The organism is Streptomyces sp. MH60 (assembly GCF_002939385.1).
In the GTDB taxonomy this organism is placed as follows: Bacteria; Actinomycetota; Actinomycetes; order Streptomycetales; family Streptomycetaceae; genus Streptomyces.
The window spans coordinates 81,533-100,321 of record NZ_MULI01000001.1 but is presented as its reverse complement, the minus strand read 5'-3'; the positions used below and the strand labels follow the sequence as shown (position 1 = coordinate 100,321).

At 73.6% G+C, this 18,789-nt stretch carries 7 protein-coding genes; all 7 read right to left on the bottom strand.

Annotation, left to right across the window (positions count from 1 at the left end; genetic code table 11):
- Positions 1-2 precede the first annotated feature (2 nt).
- Positions 3-1,703: an ABC transporter ATP-binding protein gene (locus BZZ08_RS00405; protein WP_198601194.1), complete on the bottom strand. Its 1,701-nt coding sequence runs from the start codon at positions 1,701-1,703 to the stop codon at positions 3-5.
- Entirely contained in the window at positions 1,690-12,705 is an 11,016-nt protein-coding gene (locus BZZ08_RS00400) for a non-ribosomal peptide synthetase (protein ID WP_104630081.1), read from the bottom strand. The genes BZZ08_RS00405 and BZZ08_RS00400 overlap by 14 nt, the downstream gene beginning before the upstream one ends.
- Positions 12,706-12,762: 57 nt before the next feature.
- Complete coding sequence (locus tag BZZ08_RS00395) at positions 12,763-14,559, bottom strand: ABC transporter ATP-binding protein (RefSeq protein WP_104630080.1); 1,797 nt, start codon at positions 14,557-14,559, stop codon at positions 12,763-12,765.
- A complete protein-coding gene (locus BZZ08_RS00390) occupies positions 14,556-15,614 on the bottom strand; it encodes an iron-siderophore ABC transporter substrate-binding protein (RefSeq protein ID WP_104630079.1) in 1,059 nt (352 codons plus the stop codon). The genes BZZ08_RS00395 and BZZ08_RS00390 overlap by 4 nt, the downstream gene beginning before the upstream one ends.
- A gap of 86 nt (positions 15,615-15,700) precedes the next feature.
- Positions 15,701-16,564, bottom strand: a complete 864-nt coding sequence (locus BZZ08_RS00385; protein WP_104630078.1) for an ABC transporter ATP-binding protein — start codon at positions 16,562-16,564, stop codon at positions 15,701-15,703.
- Positions 16,565-16,602: 38 nt separating this feature from the next.
- Positions 16,603-17,706, bottom strand: a complete 1,104-nt coding sequence (locus tag BZZ08_RS00380) for a FecCD family ABC transporter permease (RefSeq protein ID WP_198601193.1) — start codon at positions 17,704-17,706, stop codon at positions 16,603-16,605.
- An 11-nt stretch (positions 17,707-17,717) separates the two neighbouring features.
- Positions 17,718-18,782: a FecCD family ABC transporter permease gene (locus BZZ08_RS00375; RefSeq protein ID WP_104630341.1), complete on the bottom strand. Its 1,065-nt coding sequence runs from the start codon at positions 18,780-18,782 to the stop codon at positions 17,718-17,720.
- Between the last annotated feature and the right edge of the window lie 7 nt (positions 18,783-18,789).

Here is an 18,789-nt window from a genome sequence, read left to right as displayed (position 1 = left end):
GATCAGCGGGTCACGGCCAGGCAGTACGCCTCGTCGGTGGCGAGGAGGTTGCGGTGTGTGTCCTCGGCGGTGATGACCCCTTCGTCCAGGACGAGGACGCGGTCGGCGGCGTCCAGGAGGGCGGGGCTGCTGGTGATCACCAGGGTGGTGCGGTCCCGGCGCAGCTTGGCCACGCCCCGCGCGATGAGCTGTTCGGTCACCGCGTCCACGGCCGTCGTCGGGTCGCGCAGCACCAGGACGTCGGTGTCGGCGGCCAGCGCGCGGGCCAGGGACAGCCGTTGGCGCTGCCCGCCGGAGAGGTTGGCGCCCCGGTCGCGGACGGGGTGGTCGAGCCCTTCCCGGTGCAGCGCGACGACGTCGGTCAGCATCGACGCCTCGACGGCTTCGGGGACCGAACGGCTGGTGCCCGAGGGGTCGATGTTGGACCGCAGGGTGCCCGCGAAGATCTCGCCGTCGTACGGGTTGACCAGCAGATGCTCGCGGACGCCTTCGACCGCCAGGTCCGCGAGGTCCCGTCCGCCGATCCGCACCGTCCCCTCGTACGCGTCGGGCGCCACGTGCAGCGCGAGGACCGCCGCGAGGTCGGCCGCCGCCCGGGGCTGGTACGCCGCGACGGCCACGAACTCGCCGGCCCGCACCCGGAACCGCACCTTGCGCAGCGCCCCGTGCCGCACGTCCTCGACCTCCAGGTCCCCGCCCGGGGCCGGTCGCTCCGTCCCCGGTGCCGTCCCCGGGGGTGCGGTGAGGACGAGGGCCATCCGCTCGGCCGAGGCCCGCGCGATCATCACGTATTTCGGCATCTCCGAGAACAGCTTCAGCGGTTCCATGATGAACTGCGCGAGGCCCACGGCCATGACCAGTTCGCCGATGCTGATCCGGCCCCGGAAGGCCAGCCAGCCCGCCGTGAGGGTCACGGCGGCGGCGAGCACCGCGTTGAGGGCCAGTGCGGTGCCCGCGTAGACGCCGCTCACCCGGGCGACGGTGACGGACTGGCGCTTCGCCTCCGTGCTGACCTCGCGGTAGGAGCGGAACGCCGCGTGGTTGCCGCCGAAGCCGTGCAGCGGGCGCAGTCCGGTGATCAGGTCGGCGACCTTGGCGCCCGCCCGTGCCACCCGGGCCTGCTGCTCGCGGGTACTGGAGCCGATGCGCCTGGACATCACGCTCAGGACGGACAGGATCGCGACGGTCCCCACGATGACCAGCAGCCCGAGCCGGATGTCGGCCAGGCCCAGCGCGACCGCCGCGATCAGCACCGCCACCAGCGAGCTGATCAGCAGCGGCACCACCTCGATGATGTCGGCGGTCTGGTCGGCGTCCTCGGTGGCGATGGTGAGCACCTCGCCGGACTTGAGGTCGACGTCCCCGGCCACCGGCTGGAGTCCGCAGCCCGCGACGCGGACCCGCCAGCGGTGCGCCTCGGTCGTGTTGGCCTTCTGGAGGATCCGCATCCCGAACCGCCAGGACAGGGACACGGTCGTGATGATGACGGCCAGCGCGCCGACGGAGACGCCGAGCGCGTCGAGGCTCCGGTCCCGCATGGTGTGTTCGACGATCAGGCCCAGGGCGATGGGGAAGGCCGTCTCACCGGCCTGGTAGAGGCCCATGAGGACGGTGCCCCAGGCCATCGCGCCGATGTTGCGCCGCAGGGCGGTACGGAGGATGTCGGACCCCGCGCGGGGCCGCTGTGCGTCAGGAGTGGTCATCGAGGTGGCGGGCAATCGCTTCCGGGGTGCGCAGGCTGAACAGATCGCGGATCGTGATCACTGGACCGTACTCCCGGCGGAGCAGCCCGGTCAGGCGCACCGCCAGCATGGAGTGGCCGCCGAGGGCCACGAAGTCGCTCACGGCGCTCACCTCGTCGTCGTCCAGGTCCAGGGCCTCGGCGAAGAGTTCGCACACCGTCGTCTCGGTCTCCGTCTCCGGTGCGCGCTCCCCCGCCGTGGTCAGTGCGCCCAGCGGCTTGGCCTCCGGGAGGGCCCTGGTGTCGGCCTTGCCGTTCACGGTCAGCGGGATGGCGTCGACCTGGGCGTAGTGCGTGGGGCGCAGGAAGTCCGGCAGTCCGGCGCCCACTTCGGCGGCGACCTCGGCCAGTCCGGCGCCGTCCAGCACGAGGTAGGCGGCCAGCCGGTGGGCGCCGTCGACCTGGGGGTCGGGCTGGGCGACGGCGGCGACGAACCGCACCGCCGGGTGGGCGGCGAACCCGGCCTCGACCTCGCCGAGTTCGACCCGGTGGCCGCGGATCTTGACCTGCTGGTCGGTGCGGCCGAGGTACGTCAGGTTCCCGTCGGGCCGCCGCACCACCAGGTCGCCGGTGCGGTACATGCGCTCGCCGGGGACGCCGAACGGGCAGGCGACGAAGCGGTGCGCGGTCTGGGCGGGCTGTCCGAGGTAGCCGCGCGCGATGCCGGTGCCCGCGACGTACAGCTCTCCGGGGACGCCGTCGGGCAGCGGCCGCAGCCAGGGGTCGAGCACGTACACGTCCGTGTTGTCGATCGCGACGCCCACCACCGGGTCCGGGCACTCGAAGGTGCCGACGCCGAGGGTGTTGATCGTGTACTCGGTGGGCCCGTACAGGTTGTAGCCGACGGTGCCCTCGGTCTCGGCCAGCCGCCGCCACAGCGCCGGGGTGACGGCCTCCCCGCCGAGCAGCACCAGCGCGGGCCGGCGGCCCGGGTCGTCGAGCAGGCCCTCGGCGACCAGTTGCTGGGCGTAGGTCGGGGTGACGTTGACGACGTCGATCCCGTGCTCCAGGCAGTACGCCACCAGCCGGGGCGCGTCGCGGCGCAACTCCTCGTCGCAGATGTGGACCTCGTGGCCGTCGGCGAGCCACAGCAGCTCCTCCCACGACATGTCGAACGCGAACGACACGGTGTGGGCGACGCGGAAGGTCCGGTGGCCGTGCCGGGCCAGGACCGGTTCGAAGATCCGGCGCTGGTGGTTGACCAGCATGTTGGTGAGTCCGGCGTACTCGGTCACCACCCCCTTGGGCCGGCCGGTCGAGCCGGAGGTGTAGATGGTGTACGCGGGGTGCCGCAGCCGGTCCGGGTCGTCCGGCGCGAAGGTCACGAACGGCTCGGCCTCGGGCAGCGGCCGGTCCAGCTCGATCAGGTCGAGGCCGCCGGTGAGCCGGTGCGAGACCGCGCTGGTGGTGAGGACGGCGTCCGGGCGGGCGTCCGCGACGATCGCGGCGATCCGCTCGTCCGGGTGGTCCAGCTCCAGCGGTACGTAGGCGGCGCCGGTGCGCAGTACGGCGAAGAGGGCCACGATCGAGTCGAGGGAGCGCGGGAGGGCGAGGCCCACGGTCGCCTCGGGTCCGACGCCGCGCCGGGCCAGCACACCGGCCACCGCCCGGCTGCGGTCGCGCAGTTGCGCGAAGGTCATGCTGGAGCCGTGGGCGACGAGTGCCGTCCGTCGCGGGTCGCGGCCGGCCGCCCGGTCGAAGCGGTCCACGACGGTGTCCGTGCCGATGTCGGTGCGTGCGGCGGGCTCGGGTGCGGGGGCCGGTCCGGGGAGGGACCCGATCGGACCGTCGGAGCCGGCGCGCGCGGCGAGGTCGTCGAGCACGCGCAGGTAGTCGTCGAGGAGGCGCCGGGCGCCCTCGGTGTCGTGGTCGCGGTACTCCAGTTTGACGGTGAGCCGGTCGCCCGGGGTGACCACCCACGTGAACGGATAGTGGGTGGAGTCGTCGGCCCGCACCGAGGTGATGCCGTGCCGGGCGTTCATCTCGGCGAAGGCGTCCAGGTCCAGGAAGTTCTGGAGGACGAACAGGTTGTCGAACAGCGTGTCGTGGCCGCCGGCCCGCTGGATCTCGCCGAGCCCGAGGTGCTCGTGCTCCATGGCGTCGACCCGGGCCGCCTGCACCGCCGCCAGATAGGCGCGGACCGTGTCGTGCGGCCGGGCCCGCGTCCATTGGGGCACGGTGTTGAGCAGCACGCCGACGACGTCGGCCAGCCCTTCGCCCTCCCGGCCGGAGACGGTCACGCCGAAGACGGCGTCGGCGCGGCCGGTGCGGGCGCCGAGGAGGAGGCCGAAGGCGCCGGTCAGCACCGAGTTCAGCGTGACGCCGCACGTCCTGGCCGCCGCCCTCAGCGCGTCCGACCGTTCGGCGGTCAGGGTGTGCGCGAGTGCGTGCGGCAGGTCGTCGGGGAGGGCGGGAGCCGGTCCGGCGAGCAGGGTCGGGCCGGTCAGTCCGGCCAGGTGCCGCGCCCAGAAGCGTTCCGACGCGGCCGGGTCCTTGGCGGCGAGGGCCCGGGTGTGGTCCTCGAAGGCGGGTGTGGCGGGCACGGCGTCGAGGGGGGCGCCCTCGACGGTGGCCTCGTAGGCGTCGAACAGGTCGCGCAGGACGATCTCCCGTGACCAGCCGTCCCACAGCAGCAGGTGGTAGCTGAGCAGCAGGCCGTCGCGGTCGTCGGGCAGCCGCACCACGGTCAGCCGGATCAGCGGCGGCTCGCCGGGGTCGAATCCCCGCTCCCGGTCCGCCAGCCGCAGGGCGTCGGCCTCCGCGTCCGTGGCCGCCTCGACGGTGCGGACGTCGACCCGGCGGCCCGCGGCGAGGACCTGCACCGGGTTCCCGTCCTCGTCCGTGGTGAAGCCCGCGCCCACGGCCGGGTGCCGGGCGAGCACGTACTCCATCGCCCGGGACAACGCCTCGGTGTCCAGGCGTCGTTCAAAGGTGAAGTAGCTCTGGGCGACGTAGTGCCCGGCCGGGCCCGTCAGCTGGGCCTGGAAGTACAGGCCCCGCTGGAGGGGGCCGACCGGTGCCGTGCGCTCGGCCGTCGCGGCGGCCTCCGCGATCCGTTCCAGCGCGCGGTGCCAGTGCTGGGTGATCTCGTCGGGGACGCCCTCGGCCAGGGTGAAGGCCGCGTGCAGGCTGCCGGTGGCCGCGTCGGTCCACGCGTTCACCTCGACCGCGTACGGGGTGCCCTGGCCGTCGTCCGTGAGCCGCGGTGCCTCGGACTCGCCGCCCCGGCCCAGGTAGTTGAAGAGGACCTGCGGCCGGGCGGTGAGCAGCGGGGCGGTCTGCGGGTTGAGGTACCTGAGGGCGCCGTAGGCGACGTGTGCGCGCTCGTCCGGCTGGCGTTCGGCGACCTCGCGCGCCGCGGCGACGGGGTCGGTGTGCGCGGTGAGCCGTACGGGTGCGACGGCGGTGAACCAGCCGACGGTGCGGGTGTAGTCGTGGTCGTCGCGGGCCGGGACCCTGCCGTGCCGCTCCAGGTCGACCGCCAGGTCGGTGGGCGTCGGCTGGACGCGGGTCAGCGCGGTGCGCAGCGCCCCGCACAGCAGCTCGGTGAGGCCGAGGCCCAGCGCGGTGGGCGCGGTACGGGTGACGCGGTCGCTCAGGTCGGGGGCGAGGACGACCGTCCTCGCGCGCGGGTTCACGGCGGCGGGCAGCGGGGCGGGGGCCTGGAGCGTGGTGATCCAGTGGGCCAGGCCGTCGGTCCCCTCACTGGACCGGTACGTCAGTGCCCGGGCGTACTCGGCGTAGGGCGTGGTCTGGGGTGCCGGGTCCGCGCCGCGCATCGCGTCGGCCAGGTCGTCCAGCAGGATCAGCCAGGACACGGCGTCGACGGCGAGGTGGTGCACGGCGACCACCAGCGTCCGGGTCGCCTCCAGCCAGGTGAACGCGATGACGTCGCCGTTCTCGGGATCGAGGCGGCCGGCCGCCTGGTCGGCCGCGCCCGCCGCGTCGGTCCCGGCGGCCCGGACCACGGTGACCTCGCGGACGGGTTCGGTGCGCAGGGACCACGCCCCGTGGTCGACGCGCAGCCGCAGCCGCAGCGCCGGGTGCGTGGCGACGACGGCACGCGCGGCGCGTTCCGCGTCGGCGAACCCGGCGCCTTCGGGGGCGGTCAGCGTCCTGGCCTGAGCGAACCGGGCGAGCGAGCCGCCCAGTTCCCGTTGGCGCAGGATGATCGGTGTGGGCGGCAGCGGGCCGTCCTCCTGGCCGGCGGGTGCGCACGCCGCGGGCCGCGGGGTGCGGGTGCCCAGGTGCTCGGCGAGCGCGCGGGGGGTCCGGAGCAGGAACACGTCGCGCGGCGCGATCGGCAGGCCGAGCGCCCTGGCCCGGTTGATCACCGTGATGGCGACGATGCTGTCGCCTCCGGCGGTGAAGAAGTCGGTGTCGGCGTCCGGGTCGGAGCCGGGCAGCGTCGCCGCGAAGACGCCGACGAGTGACGCGAGCACGGAGTCCTCGCCGCCGTCCGCCGCGCCCCCGTCCCACGCACCGCCGTCCGCCGCGCCCCCGTCCCACGCACCGCCTTCGGACGCGTCGCCGCCCCACGCGCCACCGTCCCGCACACCGCCGCTCCCGGGTGGCGTCAGTGCCGCGCGCTCGCTCAGCGCCCCGCGGTCGAGCTTCCCGTTGACCGTCAGCGGCAGGGCGTCCACGGGCAGCACGCGGCCGGGCACCAGGTGCGCGGGCAGCTTCGCCGACAGCAGCGCGGTGAGGTCCGCGGGTACCCGGCCCACGACGTGCGCGACCAGGTGGTCGGCGCTGTCGGCGACGGTGACGGCGGCGTCGACCACGCCGTCGATGCCCCGGATCGCGGACTCCACCTCGCCCGGCTCGATGCGGAACCCTTTCAGCTGCACCTGGTCGTCGGCGCGGCCCACGAACTCCAGCTCGCCGTCGAGCGTGCGGCGGGCGAGGTCGCCCGTGTGGTACATGCGGGAGCCGTCCGCCCTGAACGGGTCGGCCACGAAACGGGCGGCGGTGAGCCCCGGTCTGCCCAGGTAGCCGAGCGACACCTGGTCACCGGCGACGTAGATGGCACCCACCCGGCCCGGTGGCACCGGGCGGAGCCGGTCGTCGAGGAGGTGGGTGACGAGGCCGGGGACCGGACCGCCGATCGGGCTGGTGGTGGCCGCGCCGGGAGCGAAGTCGGCGGCGGTCAGCACCCGGTGGGTGACGTGGACGGTGGTCTCGGTGATGCCGTACATGTTGACCAGCTCGGGCGAGTCGGTGCCGTGCCGCTCGACCCAGCCGCGCAGCCGCCCGAGGTCCAGCGCCTCGCCCCCGAAGACGATCCGGCGCAGCGCGGGCAGCGGCTCGCCCGCGTGCCGGTCGGCCTCGGCGAACCGGTGGAACGCCGACGGGGTCTGGTTGAGCACGGTCACCCCGCGCTCGCGGACCAGGCGGTGGAAGTCGACCGGGGAGCGGGTCAGCCCGTACTCCGGCACCAGCAGCTCACCGCCGTGCGCGAGCGCTCCCCACAGCTCCCAGACGGCGAAGTCGAAGGCGAAGGAGTGGAACTGGACCCACACGTCGTCCGGGCCGAAGGCCATCGCGGGCCGGGTGTGGGCGAGCAGCGTCACGACACTGGAGTGCGGGACGACGACGCCCTTGGGCCGCCCGGTCGAGCCGGACGTGTAGATCACGTACGCGGGGTCGTGCCAGTCGGCCCCGGGTCCGGACTGCGCGGCGGTGGGCGGGTGCTCCTCCCCCACCACGAGGACACGGGCCGACCCTCCCGCGCGGCCCAGCAGCCTCGTGAACCGGTCGCGCTGCTCCGGGTCCACGAGGACGACCTGCGGGGCGGAGTCGGCGAGGACGTACTCCAGGCGCTCGTCGGGGTACGCCAGGTCCAGCGGTACATAGGCCCCGCCCGCGGCGACGACGGCGATCAGGGCGACGACCTGCTCGACGGAACGCGGCACGGCGACGGCGACCCGCTTGCCGGGGCCGACCCCGGCCGTGCGCAGGGCGGCGGCCAACTCGTCCTTGGCGACGCCCAGTTCGCCGTACGTCAGGCTCCGGGTGGTGCCGTCGAGGGCGCACTGGGTGACGGCGGTGGCGGCCGGGTCGCGGCAGGCCGCGGCGTCGAACAGGTCGTCCAGGGTGGTCGGGGTGATCGGCTCGGCGTGCCCGGGGCGCTCGGTCGCCAGGTCGGTGACCGGGGCGTCCGGCCGGGTGAGCAGAGCGGTGAGGGTCCGGGTGAAGGTGCGCAGGATCTCGCGGACGCCGGTCTGTCCCAGCAGCTCGGCGTCGTGGATCAGGTTGAAGCGCGGGCGGCCGTCCGGTGTGCGTTCCACCACCAGCGTCAGCGGGTAGTGCGGGGCGCCCTCGTTGACGACTTCGGTGACGGCGAGGGTGTCGCCGGGGCGCCGCAGTCCGGCCACGTCGGTCGCCACGTCGAACACCACCAGGGTGTCGAAGAGCGCTCCGGTACCCGCCCTGCGGGCGATGCGGGCCAGCGAGACGTGCTGGTGCGGCAGTACCGCGCTCTGGTGCGCCCGGACGGAGGCGAGCAGTTCGCGCGCGGTGGTGGTGCCGGACCAGCGGGCGCGCAGGGGAACCGTGTTGATGAGCAGGCCCACCATGTCCTCGATGCCGGGCACGTCCGCGTCCCGCCCGGAGACCGTGGAGCCGAACACCACGTCGTCGCTGTGCAGGAGGCCGCCCAGGGTGAGGGCCCAGGCGCTGTGCACGGCGACGCTCAGCGGCACCCCGGCCGACCGGGCGGCCGCGTCGACGTCGGTGTCCGCCGTCACGGCGGTGTCGGCGAAGTGCGCGGAGGGTGTGTGTCCCTCGGCGATCAGCGACGGGCCGGGGAGCCCGGCCAGTTGCTCGTCCCACACCCGGTCGCTCGCCGCGTCGTCGCGTGCGGCCAGGCGGCGTACGTGGCCGGGGAAGCCGCCGAGCGCGTGTCCGGAACCGGGCGCGTGGTATTCGGCCAGCAGGGTGCGCAGCATGGGCGGCACCGACCAGCCGTCGGCGACGATGTGGTGCACCGTCTGCACCAGGACGTGCCGGCCGGCTCCCGCGCGGACGAGTGTGTACCGCATCAGCGGACCGGTGGCCAGGTCGAATCCGGCGCGGCGGTCCCGCTCGGCGAGGGCGCGGATCTCGTCGTCGGTGATGCCCGGGCGGTCCAGCGTGGTGAAGGGTGCCTCGACGCCGTTCTCCAGCACGGACACCACACGGCCGTCGGCCAGGGCCACGAAACGCGCGGCGAGGTTCGGGTGGAGGGTGAGCAGGCGGGTGGCCGCCGTCGCCAGCCGGCCGGGGTCCACCTCGCCCTCCAGGGTCAGCAGTTGCTGCTCGACGTAGCTGCCGGTGGCGTCGTCGTCGTAGACCGAGTGGAAGTACAGGCCCTCCTGCAGCGGGGTCAGCGGGAGGATGTCCCGCAGCGCCGGGCCGTCCAGCGCGTCGACGTCGGCCTGGGTGAGCGGCAGCGGGCGGAAGTCGCTGGGCGAGTGGCCGCCGCTCTCCAGCGCGGCAAGACCCGCGAGGGCCTGCTCGTAGTAGGCGCCGAGGGTGTTGATGTCCGTGTCGGTGAACATGCCGTCGGGCCAGGAGATGGCGGTGACCAGCTCGTACGCGCCGGTGGGGCCGGGTTCGGCGATCGCGTTGAACTCCAGGGCGCGGGGCAGCCGCATCCGCGGGTCGCGCTTCTCGCCCAGCTGTCCGGTGGTGCGGGCGAGTTGCCAGTCGCCGGACGAGCCCGCGTCGAAGCGGCCCAGGTAGTTGAAGAGCACCTGGGGTGCGGGCGCGTCGAAGGCGGCCTGGGCCAGGTGGCGCAGGGCGCCGTAGGAGACGCCGTGGTCCGGTACGCGCGCGAGGTCCTCCTTGACCGCCTTGAGGGCTGCGGCCAGGTACTCGGGTGCGGTGGGGTCGGTGGCCGTGCCGGGGTCGACGGTCACCGGGAAGAGGGTGGTGAACCAGCCCACGGTCCGGGAGAGTTCCGGCTCGAAACCGGCGGACGGGGCGACGAACGCGGCCTCGCGGCCGTGGCCCTCCAGTTCGAGGTGGGCGAAGGTCTGGCTCTGTCCGAGGTCCCGGCGCCGTCGGGCGAGGGCGACGGCGAGCGCGGTGACCAGGACGTCGTTGACGCCCGCGTGGAACTTCGCGGGGGTGTCCCCGAGCAGCGCCGCCGTGGTCCGGGCGCCGACCGTGACGGTCCGGGTCCGCTCGCGTGCCACGGCGTCGTCCTCGGTGAGGGCGCGTCTGCCCAGCGGTTCGTCGGGGCCCGGCAGGGGGCGCCGGAAGTAGGTGCTGTCCGCGTCGAACGCCGCGCGCTCCAGGAGTTGGGTCCAGCGCCGGAACGACGTCCCGACCGGTGGGAGTGCGATCTGAGTGCCCGAGGCGAGCTGCCGCCAGGCCGTGGCCAGGTCGTCCGTCAGCACCCGCCAGGACACGCCGTCGATCACCACGTGGTGGACGACGACGGCCAGTTGCCGTGCCTCGCGGCGCCAGACGGCGCGCAGCATCGTGCCGCCCGTCGGGTCGAGTTCCCCGGTGGCGAGGGCGACGCACGCGTCCAGTGACTCGTCGCTCTCCTGCCAGAGGGACCCGGCAGGAACGACGTCCGCCTCCGGGATGTCGAAGCTCCAGCGGTCACCGCGCACCAGCCTGGCCCGCAGCATGGGGTGGCGGCGGACGAGGGCGGTGAGGAGCGTGTCGAGGGCGTCCGCGGTGAGGTCCGCCGGGGTGTTGAGCACGACCGACTGGACGAAGCCGTCGATCGCGTCCGTGGTCTCGCCGAGCCACTGCACGACCGGTGGTCCGACGACGGTTCCGGTCGCCACGTCGCGGTGGTCCACGGCTGTGGTGTCCTCGCGGCTCGCCACCGCCGCCAACGCTCCCACCGTGCTGTGGGTGAAGATCTGCCCGGCCGTGACGTAGAGTCCGGCGTCGCGCAGCGCGCTCAGCAGGGAGATCGCCAGGATGCTGTCCCCGCCCAGCTGGAAGAAGTCCTGGTCGGTCCCCACCCGGTCCAGCCGGAGCAGGGTCGCGACCGCGGCACACACCGTCCGTTCCTCGTCGGTGGCGGGCGGGACGACGGAGGCGGCGGCGAGCACGGGGTCGGGCAGCGCGTGCCGGTCGAGCTTGCCGTGGGCGGTGAGCGGGAACTCGGTCAGCACGACGACGTGGGTGGGCACCATGTACTCCACCAGGTGCGCGCCGGCCCACGCCTTGACGTCGTCCGCGCGCAGGTCCTCGTGGCCGGCGGCCGGGATGACGTATCCCACCAGGTAGGTGCCGCCGGCGGTGTTCTTCTTCGCGACGACGCAGGTGTGGCGCACGTGGGGGTGCTCGGCGAGGCCGACCTCGACGTCCTCGATCTCCAGGCGCATGCCGCGGATCTTGATCTGGTTGTCCGCGCGGCCGAGGAAGTCGAGCGAGCCGTCGGGGGCGAAGCGCGCGAGGTCGCCGGTCCGGTACAGCCGGGAGCCGTCGTTCGCGAAGGGGTTCGCCACGAACCGGGAGGCCGTCAGGCCCGGCGCGTTCACATAGCCGCGCCCCAGCAGCAGTCCTCCCGCGTACAGTTCGCCGCCGACGCCGACCGGCACCGGGCGCAGTTCGTCGTCCAGGACGTACAGCTGGGTGTTGGGGTTGGCCCGGCCGATCGACGTCGACAGGCGCTCGGCCGCTCCCCGGTAGACGACGTGCGAGACGCCGATGGTCGTCTCGGCGGGGCCGTAGCCGTGGTACAGGGGGATGTCGAGCCGGGTGCGGAAGCGCTCGTACAGTTCGGGCGTGAGCACCTCGCCGCCGCACCAGACGTGCCGGAGGCTGTCGAGGCGCCCCGAGTCGCCCACCATCTCAAGGAGCACGTCCAGCATGGACGAGACCAGGTAGGTGAAGGTGACGCGCTGTTCGTCGATCACGCTCAGCAGGTGCTGCGGGTCGCGTTCGCCGCCGGGGCGCAGGACCACGAGGCGGCCGCCGCCGACGAGGGGCAGGAAGATCTCGTTGATGGAGATGTCGAAGGACAGCGGCGCCTTGAACAGTGCCGCGTCGTCGGGTCCGAAGCCCAGGATCTCGTGGATCTGCCACAGCAGGCGCTCGCTGATCGCCTCGTGCCGGATCATGGCGCCCTTGGGCCGCCCGGTCGAACCCGAGGTGAAGATCACGTAGGCCAGGGCGTCGCCGGAGACGGTGATCCCGGTCCCCTCGGTGGGACGGGCGCCGAACCGCCAGTCGCCGAGGTCCACGGCCACGGCTTCCGGTTCCGTCCGGGCGTGCTCGCCCGAGGAGTTGAGCTGTACGACGACGCCCGCGTCCTCGATGACGACGGCCCGGCGTTCGGCGGGCCAGTGCGGGTCGAGCGGGACGAACGCACCGCCCGCCTGGAGCACTCCGAGCAGCCCGATCACCATCTCGGCGGAGCGTTCCAGGGAGATGCCGACGACGTCTTCGCCGGTGAGCCCGCGAGCGATGAGGTGGTGGGCCAACTGGGCGGACAGCTCCGCCGTCTGACGGTAGGTCAGTGTGCGGTGCTCGTCGACGACGGCCACGGCGTCCGGCCTGGCGCGCGCCTGTTCGCGGAACATCTCCACCAGGGTGGGGCGGGCCCGGTCGGCGTCCGTGTCGTTCCACCGGGCGAGGTCCGCGAGCCGCTCCGCCGGGCCGGAGGGGCCGATGGTGCCGAGCGGGCGGTCCGGGAAGTCGGCGAGGTCGTCGAGCGCGAGCTGGGCGTCGTCCGGTACGACGCCGTCCGGGAGGGTGATGGTCCGGCCGTCGGTGCCGACGGTCCAACCGTTGGGCGCCGTGCCGCCGTTGTCGGTCCAGCCGAGCACATCGGTGAACAGGGTGCCCGCAGTGAGGTCGAGTCCGGCGGGGCCGCGGCCCGAGGTCCAGTACGCCAGTCCGACGGCGCACGCCTCGGCGATGACCTGGTCGGGGAAGTCGCCGGTGCGCCGGCGCATGCCGGTCAGCTGCGCGGGGGAAAGCCGTACGAGAGAAGCGGTCGGTTCCATCATCGAAGACTCAACGCCCCTTCCAAGGAATGAAGGCAGGCTAACCTAACTTAGGCATACCTAACACCCCGCCCGGCTGCCCTCTCGCCAGGCCCGCCACAGCCGTGCGTAGCGGCCGCCCAGCGCCACCAACTCCGCGTGCGTGCCCTCCTCGACGACCCGTCCGCCGTCCAGCACGGCGATCCGGTCCGCCGCCATCGCCTGGGTCAGGCGGTGCGCCACGAACAGGGTGGTGCGGCCCGCGCACGCGGCCAGCACCGCCCGCTCCAGCTCGGCGGCACCCTCGCTGCCCGCCTCCGCGGTCGACTCGTCGAGCACCACCACCGGTGCCCGCCCGAGCACCAGCCGGGCCAGCGCGATCTGGGCGACCTTGGTCACGTCCAGACGCTCGCCGCCCTCACCCACCGGCGTGTTCAGCCCGTCGGGCAGCGCGTCGACCCACTGACCGGCGCCCACGGTGCGCAGGGCACCCAGGAGTTCGGCGTCGGTCGCTCGCGGGGCGGCCAGCCGCAGGTCGTCGGCGAGCGGCCCGGAGAACACGTGCGTCTCCTGGGTCAGGATGCTCACCAGGGCCCGCGCCCCGGCCCCGTCGAGTCCCGCCAGATCGGTCGCCCCGACGCGCACCGAACCCTCCTGCGGGGTGCCGATGCCCGCGACCAGCGCGGCCAGGGTCGTCTTGCCCGCGCCCGTCGCCCCCACCAGGGCGAGCGAACCACCCGCCGGGATCGTCAGGTCGACGTCGCTGAGGACCGGCTCCCCGGCACCCGGGTAGGTGAACGTCAGCCCCCGCACCGTGACCGGGTACGGTCCGGCCGCCGCGCCGACGGACTCGTCGCCCACCAGCCGGTCCGCCGCGTCCTCCCCCAGCACGCCGACCAGGCGGGTCAGGCTCGCGCCCGACTTCTGCGCCTCGTCGAAGGTGAACATGATGGCGCCCAGCGGGGTGAACAGCCGGTGGAAGAGCAGCGGGGCCGCCGACACCTCGCCCAGCGTGGCCGCGTCCGCCTCCAGCAGTGCGTAGCCCACCACGATGATGAGGGTCAGCCCGATGAACTCGGCGCGGTTCTCCCGGCCGACGAACCGGCCGAAGAACCGGAACACCTCGATGCCGAGGTCGCGCACCCGCCACGACTCGCGGGTGACCCGCTCGCGGAAGGCGCCCTCGAGCCGGTACGCCCGGACGGTGTCGATGCCGTCCAGGCCGCTGATCAGGGCCTGCGCCCGGTCGGCCTGGGCCACCCGCTGCCTGCGGTAGAGCGGGGCGGACCTCGGCAGGTACCAGCGCAGGGCCAGCGCGTAGGCGGGCAGCGCGCCGGCGCCCGCAAGGCCGAGCCGCCAGTCGAGGCCGAACATGCCGGCCGTGGCGATGGTGACGAGGACGCCCGCGGAGAACACCGTGGGTACGGCGCTGCGGATGCCCTTGGAGATCACGGCGACGTCGTCGCCGACCCGGGACAGCACGTCGCCGCGGCCCACCTGTTCGACGCGGGCGCTGGGCATGGCCAGGACCGCGCGGACGGCGCCCTCGCGGAGCCGGGCGAGCAGGTCGGCGCCCAGCCGCCCGATCAGGTAGGTCGACACCGCGGTCGCCGCCGCGCCGAGCAGCGCCGCGGCGACCATCAGGGCGCCGATCGTGACCAGGACGGACTGCGACTTGCCCCCGGCCACGGCGTCGACCACGCGGCCCAGCAGGAGCACCGGGAGCACCTGGAGCGCCGCCCCGGCCACCGTGGTGAGCACCGTGGCGGCCGTCAGCCACGGCACCTGGCGGCAGTGGGCCGCGACCCATCGGACTGCCTCGCGTCCGGTCGCCGTGCGCAGGACGGCCGGGGCGGGAGGGGCGTCGGTGGCGCTCACCCCTGCCCGGCCGCCTTGACGAGTTCGTCGACGGCGTACGGCATCGACAGCAGGGTGCCCTGGGAGATGGCCGCGCCGACCGCCGGGCCCTCGCTGTCCAGCAGGTAGGACACCTTGCCGTTCTTGACGGCGTCCAGGTTGCCGAACAGCTCGAACTTCTTCAACGCGTCCTGGTCCGCCTTGTCGTTGATGACGAAGACGCGGTCCACGTCGACCAGGTCGACGCGCTCGGGCGAGAGCGTGGTGTAGAAGTCGCCGCCGGCGATCTCGTCGATCTCGGTCTGGTACTTGAAGCCGATGCCGGTCACCAGCCGCCCGCGCACGTCGGTGGAGGTGAACGGGGCCACCGAGTCCTTGTACCAGGAGAGCACCACCGCGGTCTGGTCCGCGAACCGGGGGTGGTCCTGCGTGGCCGCGTCCAGCTTGCCCTGGATGCCGGCGACCATCTTCTCGCCCTCCTCGGCCTTGCCGAGCGCCTTGGCGATGTGCAGCGCGTTGTCCTGCCAGGGAGCGCTGAACGGCTCCTTCTCGCCCTTGGTGCGGCCCACCGTGGGCGCGATCTTGGAGAGCTTGTCGTAGGCGGCCCGGTCGATCTCGGAGTAGACCGCGACGATCAGGTCGGGGCGCAGGGCGGCGATCTTCTCGTAGTTGGGGCCCGTGTCACCGTTCTTCATGATGACCTCGGGCACGGCGCCGCCCCACTTGTCCTTCACCCAGGGCCACTGGGTGTTGATGTCGGGGCTCTGCCCGGCCGGGTTCGGGTACTGGTCGACCATGCCGACGGGCTTGATGCCGAAGGCCAGGACGGTCTGGTCGTCGGTGTAGCCGACGGAGACGACCCGCTCCGGGGCCTTCTCGATCTTCGTCGTTCCGAACGCGTGCTCCACGGTGACCGGGAAGGCGCCGGCGGCGGCCGGGGTGTCGCCGCCGGCCCGGTCCGCCGAGTCGTCCGAGTCGGAACCGCATCCCGCGAGGAGTCCGACGCCGAGCGCGGCGGCGGACAGGGCCGCCGCGAGTCGTCGCCAGGGCTTCGTACGCGTCGTTCTGAGGAGCATCCGGAGATCCCTTTGCTGTCGCGCCGTCCACTGCGCCCGCCTGAGGGCAGCAGACCTTGTCGCGCCCGAGTGAGGTTAGCCTACCCTCACTGCGCCAACTCCGGGGCCTGCCGGTCGAGTTCGACGTGGGTGCGTCCGATCGGTACGACGAGGGGGCGGTCCCCGACCGGGTCGTCGATCACCTTGGCGCGCAGTCCGAACGCCTCGTGCAGCAGGTCGGCGGTGATCACGTCGCGCGGATGCCCCTGCGCCAGGATCGCGCCCTCCCGCATGACGACGAGGTTGTCGCTGTAGCGCGTGGCCAGATTGAGGTCGTGCAGCACCATGACCACGGTGCGCCCGGACTCGTGCAGGTCGTCGACCAGGTCGAGCACGTCGACCGCGTGCGCGAGGTCCAGATAGGTGGTGGGCTCGTCCAGCAGCAGCAGGTCGGTGCCCTGGGCCAGGGTCATCGAGATCCACACGCGCTGGCGCTGTCCGCCGGAGAGCGAGTCGACGGGACGGTCCGCGAGGTCGGACACGCCGGTCATGGCCAGCGCCCGCCGTACGACGTCGGCGTCGTCCGAGGACCACTGCCGCAGCCAGCTCTGGTGCGGGTGACGGCCCCGGGCGACCAGGTCGGACACCGTCAGTCCCTCCGGGGCGACCGGCGCCTGGGGCAGCAGGCCGAGCTTCTTCGCCACGTCGCGGGTCCTGAGCGAGGCGATGTCCTCGCCGTCCAGCACGACCGTTCCGCCGGTCGGCCTGAGCAGCCGGGACAGGGTGCGCAGCAGGGTCGACTTGCCGCAGCCGTTGGGTCCGATGATGGTGGTGATCACCCCGGGCGGGATCGCCACGTCGAGACCGTCGATGACGGACCGGGCCCCGTACCCGACGGTGACACCCCTGGCCGCCAGCCGTGAGGCGCCGTCAACTTCCGTCTTGGTCCCGGTGATGGACTGAACGACCACAAGGCCCCCTCGATTAGGCTCACCTTACTTTGTACCAGCTATCTGCGGTTCGCCCGCACCAGCAGATAGACGAGGAAGGGCCCGCCGATGGCGGCGGTGACCACACCGACCGGCAGCGAGACGGGCAGCGCGGTGCGCGCGACCAGGTCGGAGCCGGTCAGCAGCAGCGCCCCCACCAGGCCGGAGGCCACCAGCGGCGGGGTCGGGCACCTGGCCAGCCGCATCGCCACCTGCGGCGCCACCAGCGCCACGAACGGCACCGGTCCCGCCGCGCTCACCGCCACACCGGCCAGCAGTACCGCGCACAGCAGCAGGACGGCGCGCACCGCGCCGTACCGGACGCCGAGCCCGGCGGCGACCTCGTCGCCGAAGTGCAGCGGCTTGAACTGGAAGGCGACGCAGGCCACGACGGCCAGCAGGACGAGCGTGCACCACAGGGCGACGTGGACCTCGTGCCAGGACCGGTTGTCCAGCGAGCCGACCAGCCACGCCTGGGCCCGGGCCACGTCCCTGATGTCGGCGGTGACCAGCAGCCACGTCGTTATCGCCTGCATCACGGCGTTCACCGAGATGCCGATGAGGATGAGCCGGAAGCCGTCGATCCCGCGGCGCCACGCCATGAAGTACACCAGCAGCCCGGTGCCGAGGCCCCCCGCGAGTGCCGCCGCCGGCAGGCCCACGGAGTCGGCCACGGCCGTCGCGGCGCGGCCCGACACCGTCACCAGGAACACCGCGACCGCGCCGGCGCCGCTGGTGATGCCGAGGACGTCCGGGCTGGCCAGCGGATTGCGGGCGATCGACTGGGTGAGGGCGCCGGAGACCCCGAGCGCGACGCCCACGACGAGTCCGGCGAGGGCCCGGGGCATCCGCAGGTCCATGATCACGAACTCGTCGACCTGCTCGCCCCGGCCGAGGATCGTGGCGAACACCCTGGGCAGGGCGATGGGGAAGTCCCCGACCCCGATGGACAGGCAGAACACCAGGAAGGCCGCCACCGCCAGGAGCAGGGTGACAGCCGCGATCCAGGGCCGCCACACGAACGACACGCCGCCGAACCGCACACCGGGCGCCACCGGGGCCCGCACGTCCGATTTCACGTCCACTGCCGCGTCCACCGCCGGGTCCGCCCCGTTCGTCTTCATGTCCGCCCCGTTCACGCGTTCTTGAACTTCCCGCGCCACACCAGGACGGCGAAGAACGGTGCGCCGAGGAGCGAGACGACGACCCCGGCGTCCAGCTCCCCCGGCCGTACGACCAGGCGCCCCGCGATGTCGCAGACCAGCAGCACGACGGCGCCGAGCAGACCGGCGTACGGCACCAGCCAGCGGTAGTCCGGGCCGGTCAGGTACCGGGCCACGTGGGCCACCATGAGCCCGAGGAACGCGATGGGGCCGCAGGCCGCCGTCGCCGCCCCGGCCAGCAGGGTGATGGCGACGATGCCGACCGTGCGGGTCAGCGCGATGTTCACGCCGAGCCCCCGTGCGACGTCGTCCCCCAGGTTGAGCAGGTTGACGGAGGGCAGTGTGGTCAGCGCCAGCAGCAGCCCGGTCGCGATGAAGGCGGACACGGGCCAGATGACGTCGAAGCCGACCCCGGTCAGCGAGCCCGCGTTCCAGAACCGCAGGGCGTTCAGCGAGGCCTTGTCGGTCAGCGCGACCGCCGTGGTCATCGCCGCGAGGAACACCGTGACCCCCTGCCCGGCCAGCGCGAGCGTCAGCGGGTTGCCCGCCCCCCGGCCGATGCTCGACAGCCCGAACACGACGGCACCGGCGACCGCCGCGCCCAGGAAGCCGAACCACACGTACTGGAAGGGGCTGGTGAACCCGAAGGCGGCGATCCCCGACACCACGGCGAACGAGGCGCCGGAGTTCACCCCCAGCAGCCCCGTGTCGGCGACGGGGTTGCGCGTGTACCCCTGGATCAGTGCCCCGCCGACGCCCAGCGCGATGCCGGCCACGACGGCGAGCACCGTGCGGGGCACCCGTACGGTCTGCACGATGAGCCTGATCTCGGTGAGCCGCTGGTCGGCCTCGGGCGCCGCGAACAGCCCGTGCCAGACCTCGGCGGCACTGAGCGCCCGCGCGCCGACGGCCAGCGAGGCCGCCGCCGCGACCACGAGGAGCGCCGCCAGCACACCCAGGCCGGCAAGCCGACGCCGGCGCGCCTCCGACGGGCCGCTGGGCGTGGACGCGGGGCGCTGGGCCGCAGTCGTGGTCATGGCGATG